Origin of the sequence: Stenotrophomonas sp. Ps181, from assembly GCF_025697425.1 — a bacterium.
GTDB lineage: Bacteria > Pseudomonadota > Gammaproteobacteria > Xanthomonadales > Xanthomonadaceae > Stenotrophomonas > Stenotrophomonas sepilia.
Genome location: NZ_JAHWBI010000002.1, coordinates 583,954 through 598,753 on the forward strand (window position 1 = coordinate 583,954; position 14,800 = coordinate 598,753).

The window sequence follows — 14,800 nt, forward strand, 5'->3', positions numbered from 1 at the left end:
GCGACCCCGCTCATGCCTCGGGCAGCGGCTCGGGCACGGTGCCGGGAACGAACACCCCGTCCTTTACGTAGGCGGCCAGGGTCATGTCCAGTGCGAGCATGCCATCGCGCTTGAGGTCCATCAGATCCGGTTCGACCATCGCACCGTGCAGTACGCCCAGCACGGTGGCGTGCAGCATGCGTGCGGCGATCTTCGGGTCTGCACCCTCGCGCAGCTGGCCCAGGTCCTTTGCCCGGCGCAGGGCACGTTCCATCCGGTCCAGGCCATCGCGGAAACCGGCCTGCTGCAGTTCGGTCAGCACCCTGGTATCAGCCGACGCATCGCTGCGCAGCATGATCTCCATGGTCTTGCGCAGGCGCTCGTCCTCCGACAGTTCGATGAACGAGTGGATCATCACCGCGCGCAGGTCGTGCACCGGCGTGTCGCGCTGGTCGGTCGAGGTGCGCTCCAGCTCCTGCATGAAAGGCAGATGCACGCGCTCGACGATCGCGGCCAGCACCTCGCTCTTGTTCTTGAAGTGCCAGTAGACCGCACCGCGGGTATAGCCGGCGCGGGCACCGATCATCTCCAGCGTGGTACGGGCCACGCCGTGTTCATGGAAGCAGGCTTCGGCGGCGTCAAGGATGCCTTCCCGGGTTGCCTGGGTGTCCTCTTTGGTCTTGCGGGCCATGGATGGGTACGAGTGCGGGTGAAACGTGGCTGAATTGTACCGGTTTACAAACAAACAAGCATGTATGTATATTTCGCTCCCATCATTCCCGTCGTGTGCGTGGCAGGCCGGTCCGGCTCCCACTCCCCGCTGGTGAGCGTTGCCTGCTGGCGCTTTCGGCCTGTATCAGCGCGATTTGAGATTCCTTCCCCTATGAGCCTTTCCGTCATGTTGCTGAGCCGAATCCGACCCTTTGCACTGTCGCTGGCGATCGCCGCGACCGTGGCTGCCTGCGGCGGCCAACCCCAGGCCCCCGAGCAGGGCCCGGGTGACGTCACTGTGGTCACGCTGAAGTCCGAGACCGTGGGCCTGACCCGCGAACTGCCGGGCCGTACCAACGCCTTCCTGGTCGCCGAAGTGCGGCCGCAGGTCAACGGCATCGTCGCCAAGCGCCTGTTCACCGAAGGTGGCATGGTCAAGGCCGGCGAGCCGCTGTACCAGATCGAGGACGCCAGCTACCGCGCCCAGGCCAACAGTGCCCGCGCCCAGCTGGCCCGCGCCGAGGCCACCGCCAATGCCGCCCGGCTGAGCGCCAAGCGCATCACCGAGCTGGCCAAGGTCGATGCGGTCAGCCAGCAGGACCTGGAAAATGCCGTGGCCGCGCAGAAGCAGGCCGAGGCGGATGTCGGTGCCGCGAGGGCATCGCTGGACGCGGCCAACGTCACCCTGGGCTACGCCCGCATCACCGCGCCGATCAGCGGCCGCATCGGCAAGTCCAGCGTCACCCAGGGTGCGCTGGTCAGCGCCGGCCAGGCCAATGCACTGGCTACGGTGCAGCAGCTGGATCCGATCTATGTCGACCTGACCCAGTCCTCGGCCGAGCTGCTGCAGCTGCGCCGCGAACTGGCCGCCGGCCGCCTGCAGGACAACCAGACCCTGCCGGTCAGCATCCTGATGGAAGACGGCAGCACCTTCGAGCACAAGGGCACGCTGGAGTTCTCCGAAGTCAGCGTCGATCCGGCCACCGGCAGCTTCGGCCTGCGCGTGAAGGTGGACAACCCGGACGGCCTGCTGATGCCGGGCATGTACGTGCGTGCGGTGATCGGCGGCGGCGTGCGCAGTGATGCAGTGCTGGTGCCGATGCAGGGCATCGCCCGCGATCCGAAGGGCGACACCACGGCGATGGTGGTCGGCAAGGACAACAAGGTCGAAGTACGCCCGGTCAAGGTCAGCCGCACGGTCGGCGACAAGTGGCTGGTCGAGGAGGGCCTGAAGGCCGGTGACAAGGTCATCGTCGAAGGCCTGCAGAAGATCGGCCCCGGCATGCCGGTCAAGGCCACCGAAAAGGGCGACGCACCGGCCAAGCCGGCGGCCGTCGCCCAGCCTGCCGCCCCGGCCGGCGACGCGAAGTAAGCGGAGAACCCCATGGCACGCTTTTTCATCGATCGACCCATCTTCGCGTGGGTGATCGCCATCATCATCATGCTCGCCGGCGGCCTGGCCCTGTTCAAGCTGCCGGTCTCGATGTACCCCAACGTCGCGCCGCCGGCGGTGGAAATCAGCGCCACCTACCCGGGTGCATCGGCCAAGGTGGTCGAAGACTCGGTGACGCAGATCATCGAGCAGAACATGAAGGGCCTTGATGGCCTGATCTACTTCTCCTCCAACAGCTCGTCCAACGGCCAGGCCACCATCACCCTGACCTTCGAGAGCGGCACCAACCCGGACATCGCCCAGGTGCAGGTGCAGAACAAGCTGCAGCTGGCCATGCCGCTGCTGCCGCAGGAAGTGCAGCGGCAGGGCATCAACGTGGCCAAGTCCAGCTCGGGCTTCCTGAACGTCATCGCGTTCGTGTCCGAGAACGGCAGCATGGACGCCAATGACATCGCCGACTACGTCGGTTCCAATGTCGTCGACCGCCTCAGCCGTGTGCCGGGCGTGGGCAACATCCAGGTATTCGGTGGCAAGTACGCCATGCGCATCTGGCTGGACCCGAACAAGCTGCATACCTATGGCCTGTCCGTCGCGGAAGTGACTGCGGCGATCAAGGCGCAGAATGCCCAGGTGGCGATCGGTCAGCTCGGCGGTGCGCCGTCGGTGAAGGGCCAGCAGCTCAACGCCACCATCAACGCGCAGTCGCGCCTGCAGACCCCGGAACAGTTCCGCAACATCATCGTGCGCGGCGCGCAGGACGGTGCCGAGCTGCGCCTGGGTGATGTCGCCCGCGTCGAACTGGGGGCCGAGTCCTACGACTTCGTCACCCGCTACAACGGCCAGCCGGCCAGCGGCCTGGCGGTCACCCTGGCCACCGGCGCCAACGCGCTGGATACCGCTGCCGGCGTGGACGCTGCGCTGGAAGACATGAAGAGCTTCTTCCCGGCCGGGCTGAAGGCCGAGATCCCGTACGACACCACCCCGTTCGTGCGCGTGTCGATCAAGGGCGTGGTGCAGACCCTGCTTGAAGCGATCGTGCTGGTGTTCGTGGTGATGTACCTGTTCCTGCAGAACTTCCGCGCCACCCTGATCCCGACCATCGCCGTGCCGGTGGTGCTGCTGGGTACCTTCGGCGTGCTGGCGATGCTGGGCTTCTCGGTGAACATGCTGACCATGTTCGCGATGGTGCTGGCGATCGGCCTGCTGGTGGACGATGCCATCGTGGTGGTGGAGAACGTCGAGCGCATCATGTCCGAGGAAGGACTGTCGCCGCTTGAAGCGACCCGCAAGTCGATGGGCCAGATCACCGGTGCGCTGGTGGGTATCGGCCTGGTGCTGTCGGCGGTGTTCGTGCCGATGGCCTTCATGAGCGGCTCCACCGGCGTGATCTACCGGCAGTTCTCGGCCACGATTGTCTCTGCAATGGCGTTGTCGGTACTGGTGGCGATCGTGCTGACGCCGGCACTGTGCGCGACCATGCTCAAGCCGCTGAAGAAGGGCGAGCATCATGTTGCCCACCGCGGCCTGGCCGGTCGCTTCTTCAACGGCTTCAACCGTGGCTTCGACCGCACCAGCGAAAGTTACCAGCGTGGTGTGCGCGGCATCATCCATCGTCCGTGGCGCTTCATGGGCATCGTGGCGGCACTGTTCGTGCTGATGGGCGTGCTGTTCGTGCGCCTGCCCAGCTCGTTCCTGCCCAACGAAGACCAGGGCGTGCTGATGGCGCTGGTGCAGGCCCCGGTTGGCGCCACCCAGGAGCGCACGCTGGAATCGATCGCGGCATTGGAGAACCACTTCCTGCAGAACGAGAAGGATGCGGTGGATTCGGTGTTCTCCGTGCAGGGCTTCAGCTTCGCCGGCATGGGCCAGAACGCCGGCATGGCGTTCGTCAAGCTGAAGGACTGGAGCGAGCGTGACGCCAACAATGGCGTGATGCCGATCACCGGTCGTGCGATGGCAGCCCTGGGCCAGATCAAGGATGCCTTCATCTTTGCCTTCCCGCCGCCGGCCATTCCGGAACTGGGTACTGCCTCGGGCTATACCTTCTTCCTGAAGGACAACAGCGGCCAGGGCCACGAGGCACTGGTGGCCGCACGCAACCAGCTGCTCGGCCTGGCCGCCGGCAGCAAGAAGCTGGCCAACGTGCGCCCGAACGGCCAGGAGGACACGCCGCAGTTCCGCATCGACATCGACGCGGCCAAGGCGACCTCGCTGGGGCTGTCGATCGACCAGATCAACGGCACGCTGGCCGCTGCGTGGGGCAGCTCGTACATCGATGACTTCGTCGATCGTGGCCGCGTCAAGCGCGTGTTCGTGCAGGCCGACCAGCCGTTCCGCATGGTCCCGGAGGACTTCGACCTCTGGTCCGTGAAGAACGACAAGGGCGAGATGGTGCCGTTCAGTGCATTCGCCACCAAGCACTGGGATTACGGTTCGCCGCGCCTGGAGCGCTACAACGGTGTGTCGGCAATGGAAATCCAGGGCGAGCCGGCCCCGGGCGTCGCCTCCGGTGATGCCATGGCCGAGATCGAACAGCTGGCCAAGCAACTGCCCGCGGGTTTCGGCATCGAATGGACGGCGATGTCCTACCAGGAACGCCAGGCCGGCTCGCAGACGCCGTTGCTGTACACGCTGTCGCTGATGATCGTGTTCCTGTGCCTGGCCGCGATGTACGAAAGCTGGAGCGTGCCGACCGCGGTGCTGCTGGCGGCCCCGCTGGGTATCCTCGGCGCGGTGCTGGCCAACACCTTCAAGGGCCTGGAGCGCGACATCTACTTCCAGGTGGCGATGCTGACCACGGTGGGCCTGACCAGCAAGAACGCGATCCTGATCGTCGAGTTCGCCAAGGAAAACCTGGAAAAGGGCGCCAGCCTGATCGAGTCGATCATGCACGCCGTGCGCGACCGCCTGCGTCCGATCGTGATGACCTCGCTGGCCTTCGGCATGGGCGTGGTACCGCTGGCGATCTCCACCGGTGCCGGATCCGGCGCCAAGCAGGCGATCGGCACCGGCGTGCTCGGCGGCATGATCGTCGGCACCGTGCTCGGCGTGTTCTTCGTGCCGCTGTTCTTCGTGGTGGTGCAGCGCGTGTTCAAGCGCAAATCCGCGACGTAAGCGAAACGGCCATGCCGGCCTCAGGCTGGCGTTATCGAAACGGTAGTGCCGGCCGCTGGCCGGCATCGCCTCCTGCCATCCGGCAGTACCGATGGAAGTCATTCCCATGAAAAGTGCATCCCTGTTCCTTTCCATTGCCGCCGCGCTCGCGCTGGCCGGCTGCTCCACTCTGGTGCCGAAGAACACCGCCGTCGCTCCGGCAATTCCGGCGCAGTGGCCGGCCGAGGCTGTACAGGGCCAGGTGGCCGATGTCGCCGCCGTCGGCTGGCGCGACTTCTTCACCGATGCGCGCCTGCAGCAGGTGATCGAGCAGTCGCTGCAGAACAACCGAGACCTGCGCGTGGCCGTGCTCAACGTTGAACGCGCGCGCGGCCAGTACCGCGTACAGCGCGCCGACCGCGTGCCCGGCGTGGCCGTCACCGGCCAGATGCAGCGCCAAGGCACCGACGCCGGCGTCACCGAGCAGTTCACCGCCGGTGTCGGCGTGGCCGAGTTCGAGCTGGACCTGTTCGGCCGCGTGCGCAACCTCAGCGAAGCGGCACTGCAGCAGTATTTTGCCGTGGCTGCCAATCGTCGCAACGCGCAGCTGAGCCTGGTGGCCGAGACAGCGACGGCGTGGCTGACCTACGGTGCCGATGCCCAGCGTCTGAAGATCGCCGATGCCACGCTGAAGACCTACGAGGATTCGTTGCGCCTGGCCGAGGCCCGCCACGAGCGTGGCGGCAGTTCGGCGCTGGAACTGACCCAGACCCGCACGCTGGTCGAAACCGCGCGCACCGATGCCGCGCGCCTGCGTGGCCAGCTGGCCCAGGACCGCAACGCGCTGGCGCTGCTGGCGGGTGGCCAGTTGGATCCAGCGCTGCTGCCGGACGGCATCGAACCGCAGCTGCTGGCACTGGCGCCGCCGCCGGCCGGCCTGCCCAGCGATGTGCTGCTGCAGCGCCCGGACATCATGGCCGCCGAACACCAGCTGCTGGCCGCCAATGCCAACATCGGCGCGGCACGTGCCGCGTTCTTCCCGAGCATCTCGCTGACCGGCAGCATTGGCAGTGGCTCCAGCGAATTGTCCAGCCTGTTCGACAGCGGCACTCGCGTATGGAGTTTCCTGCCGAAGATCACCCTGCCGATCTTCCAGGGCGGCAAGCTGCGCGCCAACCTGGCCGTCGCCAACGCCGATCGTGATATCGCACTGGCGCAGTACGAGAAGTCGATCCAGGTGGGCTTCCGCGAAACCGCCGATGCGCTGGCGTTGAATGTCAGCCTGGATGAGCAGGTGAGTTCACAGCAGCGCCTGGTGGAAGCGGCCGAACAGGCCAACCGCCTGTCGCAGGCACGCTACGACGCCGGCCTGGACAGCTTCGTGACCCTGCTGGACGCACGGCGTACTGCCTACAACGCGCAGCAGACCCAGTTGCAGGCGCAGTTGGCCCAGCAGGCCAACCGCATCACCCTGTACAAGGTGCTGGGTGGTGGCTGGCACGAGCGCGGCTGAGCAGCAATTCGATACCGGTAGCGCCGGGCCACGCCCGGCGGCTTTTCGTTCCTGCATGCCTGACGTCTGGGCGGACCGCACTTCGTGCTCGCCGGGCATGGTCAGGCGCTACCGCATGGGCCAACGGCACCATGCAAACGGATATTCATCGAGATGCAGGGTCAACCCTGCTCGGATGGGGTTGCCCAGGATGTACAACGCATGGCGCCTCAAGGCTTCCTCGCTGCGTACCGCGTGATCGAAATAGCTCGGCTGCCACAAAGGCGTCTGTATGCCGAACTGCTGCCCCAGCAACCGGCCGCTGCGGGATTTCACCGTTCCCATCATGCGCGCCAGTGATCCGTCGCGCAGCTGCATCAGCCAGTGCAGATGGTCAGGCATGACGACCCAAGCAAAGGACCGACTGAGGCCCATGCGTTCAACATACCTCAATGCATCCACAAGACACGTTGCACAACGTGGATCTTCAAACACCGGACGCCGGTGGCGTACGACCGTGGTGAGGACGTAGTAGCCCCCGATACGGGAGTGGCGGCCGCGTTCCAGGTGACGGCTGGACATGGCGCCAGTCTGCACTGATGGGATGTCCGCCGTTATCAGCCGAGGGCGATGGCCCGTGTGGGATTCTTCCGGGTATCGCGCTCGCCGGGCATGGCCCGGCGCTACCGTCAGATCGCTTCATCGTCGCGCCGCGCAGCATGGCAGGCGCGAACGCGCGCCAGCGCATCGCCTGCTTCGCGGGCCATCTGCTCGTACTCGGCACGGATCTCTTCCAGGCGCGCTTCGTCCAGTTCTTCCAGATCCAGCAGTTCGTTGTTGGCCTCGGCCGTCGCCCGGATCAGCTCGTCCAGCTTGATCTGCATCGCGGCGGTGTCCGCGTTCTGCGTGTGCTGGATCAGGAACACCATCAGGAAGGTGATGATGGTGGTGCCGGTGTTGATCACCAGCTGCCAGGTGTCGTTGAAACCGAACACCGGACCACTGATGCCCCAGATCACCACGATCCCTACCGCAGCCAGGAAGGTCCACGGTGAGCCGGTGGCTGTCGCGGCCTTCTTGGCGATCGTATTGAACAGGTTGCGCGCTTTCATCGTCGTCGTGTTCCCACTCAGGTGACGAGGATGATCGGCAGTGACCCGTGCAGGCGCCGTGCAGCGCCGGTCAGGCGCGCATGCGCTGCAGTCGTGGCGCCTGCAGGCTGCGCACCGGGCTGCTCTGGTAGACGTGCTGCCAGCAACGGTCGACGAACTCACGGGCCTGGGCTTCGCTCAGCCGCGGCATGATCTGCAGGGCGTACTGGGTCTGGAACATCTCATCACGTTCGGCCTCGCTGGCGCGCGGCTGGGTGATCAGCGAATCACAGGCGAACTTGATCCACGGCACGTACGAGCCGAACGAGTTGTGCGGCAGTGCGCCTTCGGCATGTTGGCGGCGCCAGTGGTCAAGCTCGGCGTCTACATTGATGACCGGAGGAATGGTGGGGACTTCAGCGTGCATGACAATCCAGTTCGGTTGAGTGGAAAGGGAGTGGGGGTTCATCGGAGTGTGGCGTATATGGCGGTGCATGCCGCGTCAGCGGAATGTGGAGCCTGCGTTGGCATGGCCGATCAACTGGGCGTGTTCGACCGCACCGAGGTCTTCGGCCAGAGCGGCCATCGCATTGCACAGGCGTTCGTGGTCGAGCGGGTGGCGGCGGACCAGCTCCAGTTGCATGTGCTGATAGGCAGTCCAGAACAGCGCGCCGCGCCGGTGCAGTGCATATTGCCGCTGCAAGCGTTCGCGGATCGGATCGAGGATCGGGTCTGTCGTAGGGCGTACGGCGTGCGCGCACATGGCTGGCTCCGCCGGGGGAAGGGTGCCCCGGTGACCCCACCGTAGGCGTGTCAGCCCCGTGGGGTGTTACCGCAGCGTGTGCGCGTGACCTGGCTGACTGTGCGCGGGGTCACGCCGATGCCCGCAAAGGCCGCCGGCACAAGGGCGCACCGGCGCTGAAGCGTTCATTAAATGTCTTGCAGAGACGAGTGCGTGTGGCTCATTCGCCGATGTCCTCGTTCCAGATGTCGGGATGACGGCTGATGAAATCGCCCAGCAGATCCACGCATTCCTGATTGTCGAGGTCGATCACGTTGACGCCGTTTTCGCGCAGCCAGTCGATGCCGCCCTGGAACGTGCGCGATTCGCCCACCACCACGGTGCCGATGTTGAACTGGCGCACCAGGCCCGAGCAGTACCAGCATGGGGCCAGCGTGGTGACCATGATGGTGTCCTGGTAGCGGCGCTGGCGGCCGGCCTTGCGGAAGGCGTCGGTTTCGCCGTGCACCGACGGGTCGCCTTCCTGCACGCGGCGGTTGTGGCCGCAGCCGAGCAGGCGGCCGTCGTTGTGGTACAGCGCCGCGCCGATCGGCACCCCGCCCTCGGCCAGACCCTGACGGGCTTCGGCGATGGCGGTCTGCAGCAGGGCCTGGTAGTCGGGCGTGGTGATCATGCGGGGGCTCCGGTCAGTCGTGGCCCACCATGATACGGGCAGGGGGTGCCGCTGGCCCCCGGCGGTGCGATAATCGGGGCCATGAGCGAATCCCCCTACAAAGCCGGTACCACCCATTTCGGGTTCCGCGACGTCGCCGCCAAGGACAAGCAGAAGCTGGTCGGCCAGGTGTTCACCTCGGTCGCGCGCAACTACGACCTGATGAACGACCTGATGAGCCTGGGCGTGCACCGGGCGTGGAAGCGCTACTACGTGGCGACCGCGCAGGTGAAGCCGGGCGACCGCGTGCTCGATCTGGCCGGCGGCACCGGCGACATCGCCGCGCTGCTGAAGGAGCGCGTCGGCGCCGAGGGCTCGGTGGTGCTGGGCGACATCAACGCCGGCATGCTGTCGGTCGGCCGTGACCGCCTGACCAACCGCGGCCTGGTGCTTGGCCTGGACTACGTGCAGTGCAACGCCGAAGCCCTGCCGTTCCCGGACAACAGCTTCGACCTGGTCACCATTGCCTTCGGCCTGCGCAACGTGACCGACAAGGACGCCGGCCTGCGCGAGATGTACCGCGTGCTGAAGGTGGGCGGCCAGGCCCGCGTGCTGGAGTTCTCCGAAGTCACTGCGGACTGGTTCAAGCCGATCTACGACTTCCACTCGTTCAAGATCCTGCCCAGGCTGGGCAAGTTGTTCGCCAACGATTCGGACAGCTACCAGTACCTGGCCGAGAGCATCCGCAAGCATCCGCCGCAGGACGAACTGAAGGCGATGATGGGGCAGGCCGGCTTCGAGCGCTGCCACTACAAGAACCTGACCGGCGGCATCGTTTCGATCCACTCCGGCTACAAGCTGTAAGCCCGGTGTTCCGGTCGTGCCGGCCGCTGGCCGGCATCCCCGTGCCCGGTCATCGTCCGTGCGGATGCCGGCCAGCGGCCGGCACGACCGGTGCTGTGGGCCGCCATTACCCCGCACCGCGCAACGCCTGCCGGGCCCGAGGGAGGTACCATTGGGGTTTGATCCCCGTAACGGTCCCGATTCATGCGTAATCCGCTGATGCTCCTTCCGCTGGCCGTGGCCCTGGCCGCCGGCTGCTCCCGGGAGGCGGCCGCGCCCGCCGCCGCCCCGACTGCCGCAAAGGCCCCCGCCGCCCCCGTGAACGCCGAGAACCGCAGCCACGACGAAAGCTCGTACGCCGAGCCGGACAAGGTCGTCATCAAGGACATCGCGCTGGATCTGAAGCTGGACTTCGACCAGAAGCAGATCGGCGGCACCGCCACCTACACCCTGGAATGGAAACAGAAGGACGCCAGGCAGCTGGTGCTCGACACCCGCGAGCTGACCGTGTCCAAGGTCGAGGCCGTCGCCGCCGATGGCGCACGCAGCCCGCTGAAGTTCGAGCTGGCCCCGGCCGACAAGGTGTTCGGCAGCAAGCTGACCATCGAGGCTGCGGAGCAGCCGGCCAAGGTGGAAGTGACCTACCACACCGCACCGACCGCCTCGGGCCTGCAGTGGCTGGCGCCGTCGATGACCGAGGGCAAGAAGCTGCCCTTCATGTTCAGCCAGTCGCAGGCCATCCATGCCCGTTCCTGGGTGCCGCTGCAGGACACCCCGAGCGTGCGCTTCACCTACAGCGCGCACGTGGTCTCGCGCCCGGACGTGATGGTGCTGATGAGCGCCGACAACGATCCGAAGGCCGCGCGTGATGGTGACTACACCTTCAAGATGCCGCAGCCGATTCCGTCCTACCTGCTGGCCATCGCCGCCGGTGACCTGGTGTTCGAGCCGATCTCCGGCCGCTCCGGCGTCTGGGCCGAGCCGACCATGGTCAACAAGGCCGCCAAGGAATTCGAAGACACCGAGAAGATGATCGGTGCCGCCGAGAAGCTCTACGGCGAATACCGCTGGGGCCGCTACGACATGCTGGTGCTGCCGCCGTCGTTCCCGTTCGGCGGCATGGAGAACCCGCGCCTGACCTTCGCCACCCCGACCGTGATCGTCGGCGACAAGTCGCTGGTCTCGCTGGTCGCCCACGAACTGGCGCACAGCTGGTCGGGCAACCTGGTGACCAACGCCAGCTGGAAGGACATCTGGCTCAATGAAGGCTTCACCACCTACGTCCAGGGCCGCATCACCGAAGCCCTGTACGGCAAGGAGATGGCCGAGATGGAGAAGCAGATCGACCAGACCGACCTGCTGGCCGAGGTGAAGGACATGAGCCCGACCGACCAGGCGCTGGCGCTGCCGCCGCTGAACGAGCGCGACCCCGACGAAGCGCTCAGCCAGGTCGCCTACGTCAAGGGTGCATGGTTCCTGGAGTTCCTGGAACAGCGCTTCGGCCGCGAGACCTTCGATCCGTTCCTGCGGGGCTGGTTCGATGACCACGCCTTCCAGAGCGCGAACACCGACCAGTTCGTCGACTACATGAAGAAGAACCTGCTGCCGAAGAATCCGTCGGCCGTGACCGAGGCCGAACTGAAGGCCTGGCTGGACGAGCCGGGTATCCCGGCGTTCGCGGCCAAGGCGCAGTCGCGCAACTTCAGCAGCGTCGATACCGCACGTATTGCCTTCGCCAGCGCCGGCACCGTGCCCAGCAGCCAGGTCATCGCCGACTGGAGCACGCAGGAATGGGTGCGCTTCATCGACGGCCTGGGTGCGACCCAGCCGCTGGACAAGCTGGCCACGCTGGACAAGGCGTTCCACTTCACTGGCACCCCGAATGGCGAGATCGCCATGCGCTGGTACCCGCTGGCGATCCGCAGCGGCTACGAGCAGGCCAACGAAGGTGCTGCCGCGTTCATCGAGCGCGTCGGCCGTCGCAAGCTGATCCTGCCGATCTACGCGGAACTGGTGAAGACCCCGAAGGGGCTGGAGCTGGCCAAGCAGGCCTTTGAAAAGGCCAAGCCGGGCTACCACCCGATCACCACCGCCTCGGTGCAGGACATGCTGGCCAAGGCTGAAGCCAAGTAAGCGGTAGTGCCGGCCGCTGGCCGGCAACCGGTCACTGCTTCACCACCAACGGCGGGGAAACCCGCCGTTGGTGTATCCGCTTTTCGCTGCCGATAGAATCGGGATGCACTCGCAAAGGACCTCCGCCATGAAACGACTGATCCTGCTCACCGCCTGCACCCTGGCGCTGGCCGCCTGCAGCAACCCCGAGGAAGAACGCAAGGCGCAGGAAGCCGCCGCGGCCGCCGTGCAGGCGCAGAAGGAGGCCAAGGCCGAAGACGTGGCCAAGCAGTACGACATGGCCGTGGCCGCGCAGGACTGGGAACGCGCGCGCCTGCATGGCGCCTCGCTGCTGGACCAGTACAAGGACACCGCCGCCGCCGAGCGCATCGCCGCAGGCTTCGACGAGGTCAAGGCCAAGGGCGATGCCGCGCGCGACCTGCGCCGCATGCAGGCGCTGTGGCAGTACAACCAGATCCCGGTGGGCAACAAGGGCAACCAGGTTTCGGCGCAGATCTACAGCAAGGAACGGGTGGACGTGGATGGCAGCGGTGCCAAGCCGGTGCAGCTGGTGTTCCGCGATCACCCGGAGTGGAAGCGGCACGCTTACCTGGTGCTGCAGGCCGGTGATTTCCGCTGCCCGCAGTGCACGGTGAAAGTGACCGTGGACGACGGCAAGCCGGTGTCGATGGCCGCCTGGCGCCCGAAGACCGATGAGGCCATCGCCCTGTTCATCACCGACCAGAAGGCACTGTGGAAGCTGGCGCGCAAGGGCAGGTCGATCAGCATCGAGTTCCCGGTCAAGGCCGGCGGCACCCGCACGGCGGTGTTCGAAACCGGCGGCGTCGACGCCAGCCGCATGCCGCAGTGGTGGCAGTGACGGGTGCGGCGGGCAGCGCGGTGCACGCGTTGTCCGCGATCCGGCACTGGGTGTTCGACATGGACGGCACGCTGACCGTCGCCGTGCATGATTTCGCCGCAATCCGCCGCGCGCTGCAGATCGCCGCCGAGGAAGACATCCTCGACCATATCGCGGCGTTGCCCGACGCACCGGCGCAGGCCAAGCGTGAGTGGTTGCTGGATCACGAACGCGCGCTGGCCGAGGACGCGCTGCCCGCGCCGGGTGCGGTGAAGCTGCTGCGCGCGCTGGCGGCGGCTGGCTGCCGGCTGGGCATCCTGACCCGCAATGATCATGCGCTGGCGAAGCTGACGCTGGAGGCGATCGGGATCGGGGCGTTGTTCGACGATGCCGACATCATTGGTCGCGATGAAGCGGTGCCCAAGCCCTCGCCGGATGGCCTGCAGCAGCATCTGCGGCGATGGGGCATCGGGCCTGCGCAGGCGGTGATGGTGGGTGACCACGCCTACGACCTGGAGTGCGGCCGCGCCGCGGGCGCCCATACCGTACTGGTCAACCTGCCGGAAAACCCGTGGCCGGGCCGCGCCGACTGGCATTTCGCCGATTGCCGCACCTTGCTGGCGGCCTGGCAGGGCGGCTGATGATGTAGAGCCGAGCCCACGCTCGGCTGCACTCCGGTCAGATCGCGCTGGCGCGCGCAAGCCGAGCACGGCTCGGCTCTACAGAGAGCAGGCCACGTGTCGGTCGGAGGTTCCGGTAGTGCCGGCCGCGGGCCGGCAGTGTCGACCAAGGTCGACACCACCGATCAGATGCGCGGGCAGTTCGGTTTACGCGCCCAGCGCGTAACCGAACTGCTGCTTGAACTGCTCGTTGAACTCGTCGAAGGTGAAGCGCTGGTTCTGCGTGCCCGGGTGCTCGACCTTCAGCGCGCCCATCAGGTTGCCCATGCGGCCGATGGTCAGCCAGTCGTAGCCCTTCTGGATGCCGTAGATCAGGCCGGCGCGGAAGGCGTCGCCACAGCCGGTCGGGTCGACCACGCGGCGCTCGTGCGCCGGCGGGATGTCGTAACTCTTTTCCGGGGTGTGGATGACCGCGCCCTTCGGGCCGCGGGTGGTGATGTAGGCCTTGACCCGGCTGACGATCTCCTTTTCGTCCCAGCCGGTGCGTTCCTGCAGCAGGTTCGACTCGTAGTCGTTGACAACCACGTAGTCGGCCTGGTCGATGAAGGCGCGCAGTTCCGGGCCGTTGAACAGCGGCATGGCCTGGCCCGGGTCGAAGATGAACGGGATGCCGTCCTCGTGGAATTCCTGCGCGTTCTGGATCATGCCTTCGCGGCCGTCCGGGCCGACCAGGCCCAGGGTCACGCCCGGCACGCCACGCACGTGGTTTTCGTAGGAACGCATCATCGCGCCCGGGTGGAAGGCGGTGATCTGGTTGTTGTCGTGATCGGTGGTGATGAACGCCTGCGGGGTGAACAGCTCATCGATCACGCGCACGCGCGACAGGTCGATGCCCAGGCCTTCGAAGTACTCGCGGTACGGGCCGAAGTCCGAACCCACGGTGCCCATCGGAATCGGCTGGCCGCCCAGCAGGTGCAGGTTGTAGGCGATGTTGCCGGCGCAGCCGCCGAACTCGCGGCGCATGCGCGGCACCAGGAAGGACACGTTCAGGATGTGCACCTTGTCCGGCAGGATGTGATTCTTGAACTGGTCCGGGAACACCATGATGGTGTCGAAGGCAAGAGAACCACAGATCAGAGCGGACATCGATGTAAGCCTATGCGGTGAATTTTGGGGTGGGCCGGCCCGGTTCAGCGGGCAAGCAAACGGCGCC

General features: G+C 66.2%; 14 protein-coding genes. 7 read left to right on the plus strand and 7 right to left on the minus strand.

Annotated elements, in window-relative coordinates; translation table 11 throughout:
- Window positions 1–10: 10 nt before the first annotated feature.
- On the minus strand, window positions 11–670 hold the full coding sequence (gene smeT, locus KXV01_RS06385) for an efflux transporter SmeDEF transcriptional repressor SmeT (protein ID WP_049414358.1): 660 nt from the start codon (window positions 668–670) through the stop codon (window positions 11–13).
- 207 nt (window positions 671–877) lie between these two features.
- Between smeT and smeD the strand changes: the two genes are divergently transcribed.
- The 3 genes from smeD (at window position 878) to smeF (ending at window position 6,689) form a co-directional block, all read left to right on the plus strand.
- A complete protein-coding gene (gene smeD / locus KXV01_RS06390) occupies window positions 878–2,062 on the plus strand; it encodes a multidrug efflux RND transporter periplasmic adaptor subunit SmeD (RefSeq protein ID WP_049414357.1) in 1,185 nt (394 codons plus the stop codon).
- A 12-nt stretch (window positions 2,063–2,074) separates the two neighbouring features.
- The gene (gene smeE / locus KXV01_RS06395; RefSeq protein ID WP_100478785.1) at window positions 2,075–5,197 is read left to right on the plus strand and encodes a multidrug efflux RND transporter permease subunit SmeE; all 3,123 of its coding nucleotides are present in this window, start codon (window positions 2,075–2,077) and stop codon (window positions 5,195–5,197) included.
- A gap of 91 nt (window positions 5,198–5,288) precedes the next feature.
- On the plus strand, window positions 5,289–6,689 hold the full coding sequence (smeF, locus tag KXV01_RS06400; RefSeq protein ID WP_141653560.1) for a multidrug efflux RND transporter outer membrane subunit SmeF: 1,401 nt from the start codon (window positions 5,289–5,291) through the stop codon (window positions 6,687–6,689).
- 108 nt (window positions 6,690–6,797) lie between these two features.
- Here the strand turns inward: smeF and KXV01_RS06405 are convergent, their stop codons facing one another.
- The 5 genes from KXV01_RS06405 to KXV01_RS06425 form a co-directional block, all read right to left on the minus strand.
- Window positions 6,798–7,250, minus strand: coding sequence for a transposase (locus KXV01_RS06405; protein WP_099485375.1), 453 nt, complete (start codon window positions 7,248–7,250; stop codon window positions 6,798–6,800).
- A 107-nt stretch (window positions 7,251–7,357) separates the two neighbouring features.
- Window positions 7,358–7,780 (minus strand): low affinity iron permease family protein, encoded by a 423-nt coding sequence (locus tag KXV01_RS06410; protein ID WP_099485376.1) that lies wholly within the window; start codon window positions 7,778–7,780, stop codon window positions 7,358–7,360.
- Window positions 7,781–7,850: 70 nt separating this feature from the next.
- The gene (locus tag KXV01_RS06415) at window positions 7,851–8,186 is read right to left on the minus strand and encodes a hypothetical protein (protein WP_005411085.1); all 336 of its coding nucleotides are present in this window, start codon (window positions 8,184–8,186) and stop codon (window positions 7,851–7,853) included.
- A gap of 75 nt (window positions 8,187–8,261) precedes the next feature.
- The gene (locus KXV01_RS06420) at window positions 8,262–8,522 is read right to left on the minus strand and encodes a hypothetical protein (RefSeq protein ID WP_099495722.1); all 261 of its coding nucleotides are present in this window, start codon (window positions 8,520–8,522) and stop codon (window positions 8,262–8,264) included.
- A 199-nt stretch (window positions 8,523–8,721) separates the two neighbouring features.
- Window positions 8,722–9,174 carry a nucleoside deaminase gene (locus KXV01_RS06425; protein ID WP_005419409.1) on the minus strand — a complete coding sequence of 151 codons (453 nt, stop codon included), beginning with the start codon at window positions 9,172–9,174 and terminating at the stop codon, window positions 8,722–8,724.
- Between the two features lie 81 nt (window positions 9,175–9,255).
- Between KXV01_RS06425 and ubiE the strand changes: the two genes are divergently transcribed.
- From ubiE to KXV01_RS06445, 4 genes are all read left to right on the plus strand, one after another.
- Window positions 9,256–10,017, plus strand: coding sequence for a bifunctional demethylmenaquinone methyltransferase/2-methoxy-6-polyprenyl-1,4-benzoquinol methylase UbiE (ubiE, locus tag KXV01_RS06430; RefSeq protein WP_005419407.1), 762 nt, complete (start codon window positions 9,256–9,258; stop codon window positions 10,015–10,017).
- Window positions 10,018–10,200: 183 nt separating this feature from the next.
- Window positions 10,201–12,129 carry a M1 family metallopeptidase gene (locus KXV01_RS06435; protein WP_263467609.1) on the plus strand — a complete coding sequence of 643 codons (1,929 nt, stop codon included), beginning with the start codon at window positions 10,201–10,203 and terminating at the stop codon, window positions 12,127–12,129.
- A 127-nt stretch (window positions 12,130–12,256) separates the two neighbouring features.
- On the plus strand, window positions 12,257–12,988 hold the full coding sequence (locus KXV01_RS06440) for a lipoprotein (RefSeq protein ID WP_049415538.1): 732 nt from the start codon (window positions 12,257–12,259) through the stop codon (window positions 12,986–12,988).
- The gene (locus KXV01_RS06445; RefSeq protein ID WP_099495348.1) at window positions 12,976–13,608 is read left to right on the plus strand and encodes an HAD family hydrolase; all 633 of its coding nucleotides are present in this window, start codon (window positions 12,976–12,978) and stop codon (window positions 13,606–13,608) included. Before KXV01_RS06440 ends, KXV01_RS06445 begins: the two co-directional genes overlap by 13 nt.
- Window positions 13,609–13,794: 186 nt before the next feature.
- Here KXV01_RS06445 and KXV01_RS06450 read toward each other — a convergent pair whose 3' ends face one another.
- Window positions 13,795–14,733 carry a carbohydrate kinase family protein gene (locus KXV01_RS06450; RefSeq protein ID WP_005411078.1) on the minus strand — a complete coding sequence of 313 codons (939 nt, stop codon included), beginning with the start codon at window positions 14,731–14,733 and terminating at the stop codon, window positions 13,795–13,797.
- Window positions 14,734–14,800 lie beyond the last annotated feature (67 nt).

Excerpts from the sequence above, each read along its gene's own strand:
- KXV01_RS06440 (WP_049415538.1), top strand. The coding sequence starts at position 12,257 with ATGAAACGACTGATCCTGCTCACCGCCTGCACCCTGGCGCTGGCCGCC.
- KXV01_RS06420 (WP_099495722.1), bottom strand. The coding sequence starts at position 8,522 with ATGTGCGCGCACGCCGTACGCCCTACGACAGACCCGATCCTCGATCCG.
- smeD (WP_049414357.1), top strand. The coding sequence starts at position 878 with ATGTTGCTGAGCCGAATCCGACCCTTTGCACTGTCGCTGGCGATCGCC.
- smeE (WP_100478785.1), top strand. The coding sequence starts at position 2,075 with ATGGCACGCTTTTTCATCGATCGACCCATCTTCGCGTGGGTGATCGCC.
- KXV01_RS06405 (WP_099485375.1), bottom strand. The coding sequence starts at position 7,250 with ATGTCCAGCCGTCACCTGGAACGCGGCCGCCACTCCCGTATCGGGGGC.
- smeT (WP_049414358.1), bottom strand. The coding sequence starts at position 670 with ATGGCCCGCAAGACCAAAGAGGACACCCAGGCAACCCGGGAAGGCATC.
- KXV01_RS06415 (WP_005411085.1), bottom strand. The coding sequence starts at position 8,186 with ATGCACGCTGAAGTCCCCACCATTCCTCCGGTCATCAATGTAGACGCC.
- KXV01_RS06435 (WP_263467609.1), top strand. The coding sequence starts at position 10,201 with ATGCGTAATCCGCTGATGCTCCTTCCGCTGGCCGTGGCCCTGGCCGCC.
- ubiE (WP_005419407.1), top strand. The coding sequence starts at position 9,256 with ATGAGCGAATCCCCCTACAAAGCCGGTACCACCCATTTCGGGTTCCGC.
- smeF (WP_141653560.1), top strand. The coding sequence starts at position 5,289 with ATGGAAGTCATTCCCATGAAAAGTGCATCCCTGTTCCTTTCCATTGCC.
- KXV01_RS06425 (WP_005419409.1), bottom strand. The coding sequence starts at position 9,174 with ATGATCACCACGCCCGACTACCAGGCCCTGCTGCAGACCGCCATCGCC.
- KXV01_RS06410 (WP_099485376.1), bottom strand. The coding sequence starts at position 7,780 with ATGAAAGCGCGCAACCTGTTCAATACGATCGCCAAGAAGGCCGCGACA.
- KXV01_RS06450 (WP_005411078.1), bottom strand. The coding sequence starts at position 14,733 with ATGTCCGCTCTGATCTGTGGTTCTCTTGCCTTCGACACCATCATGGTG.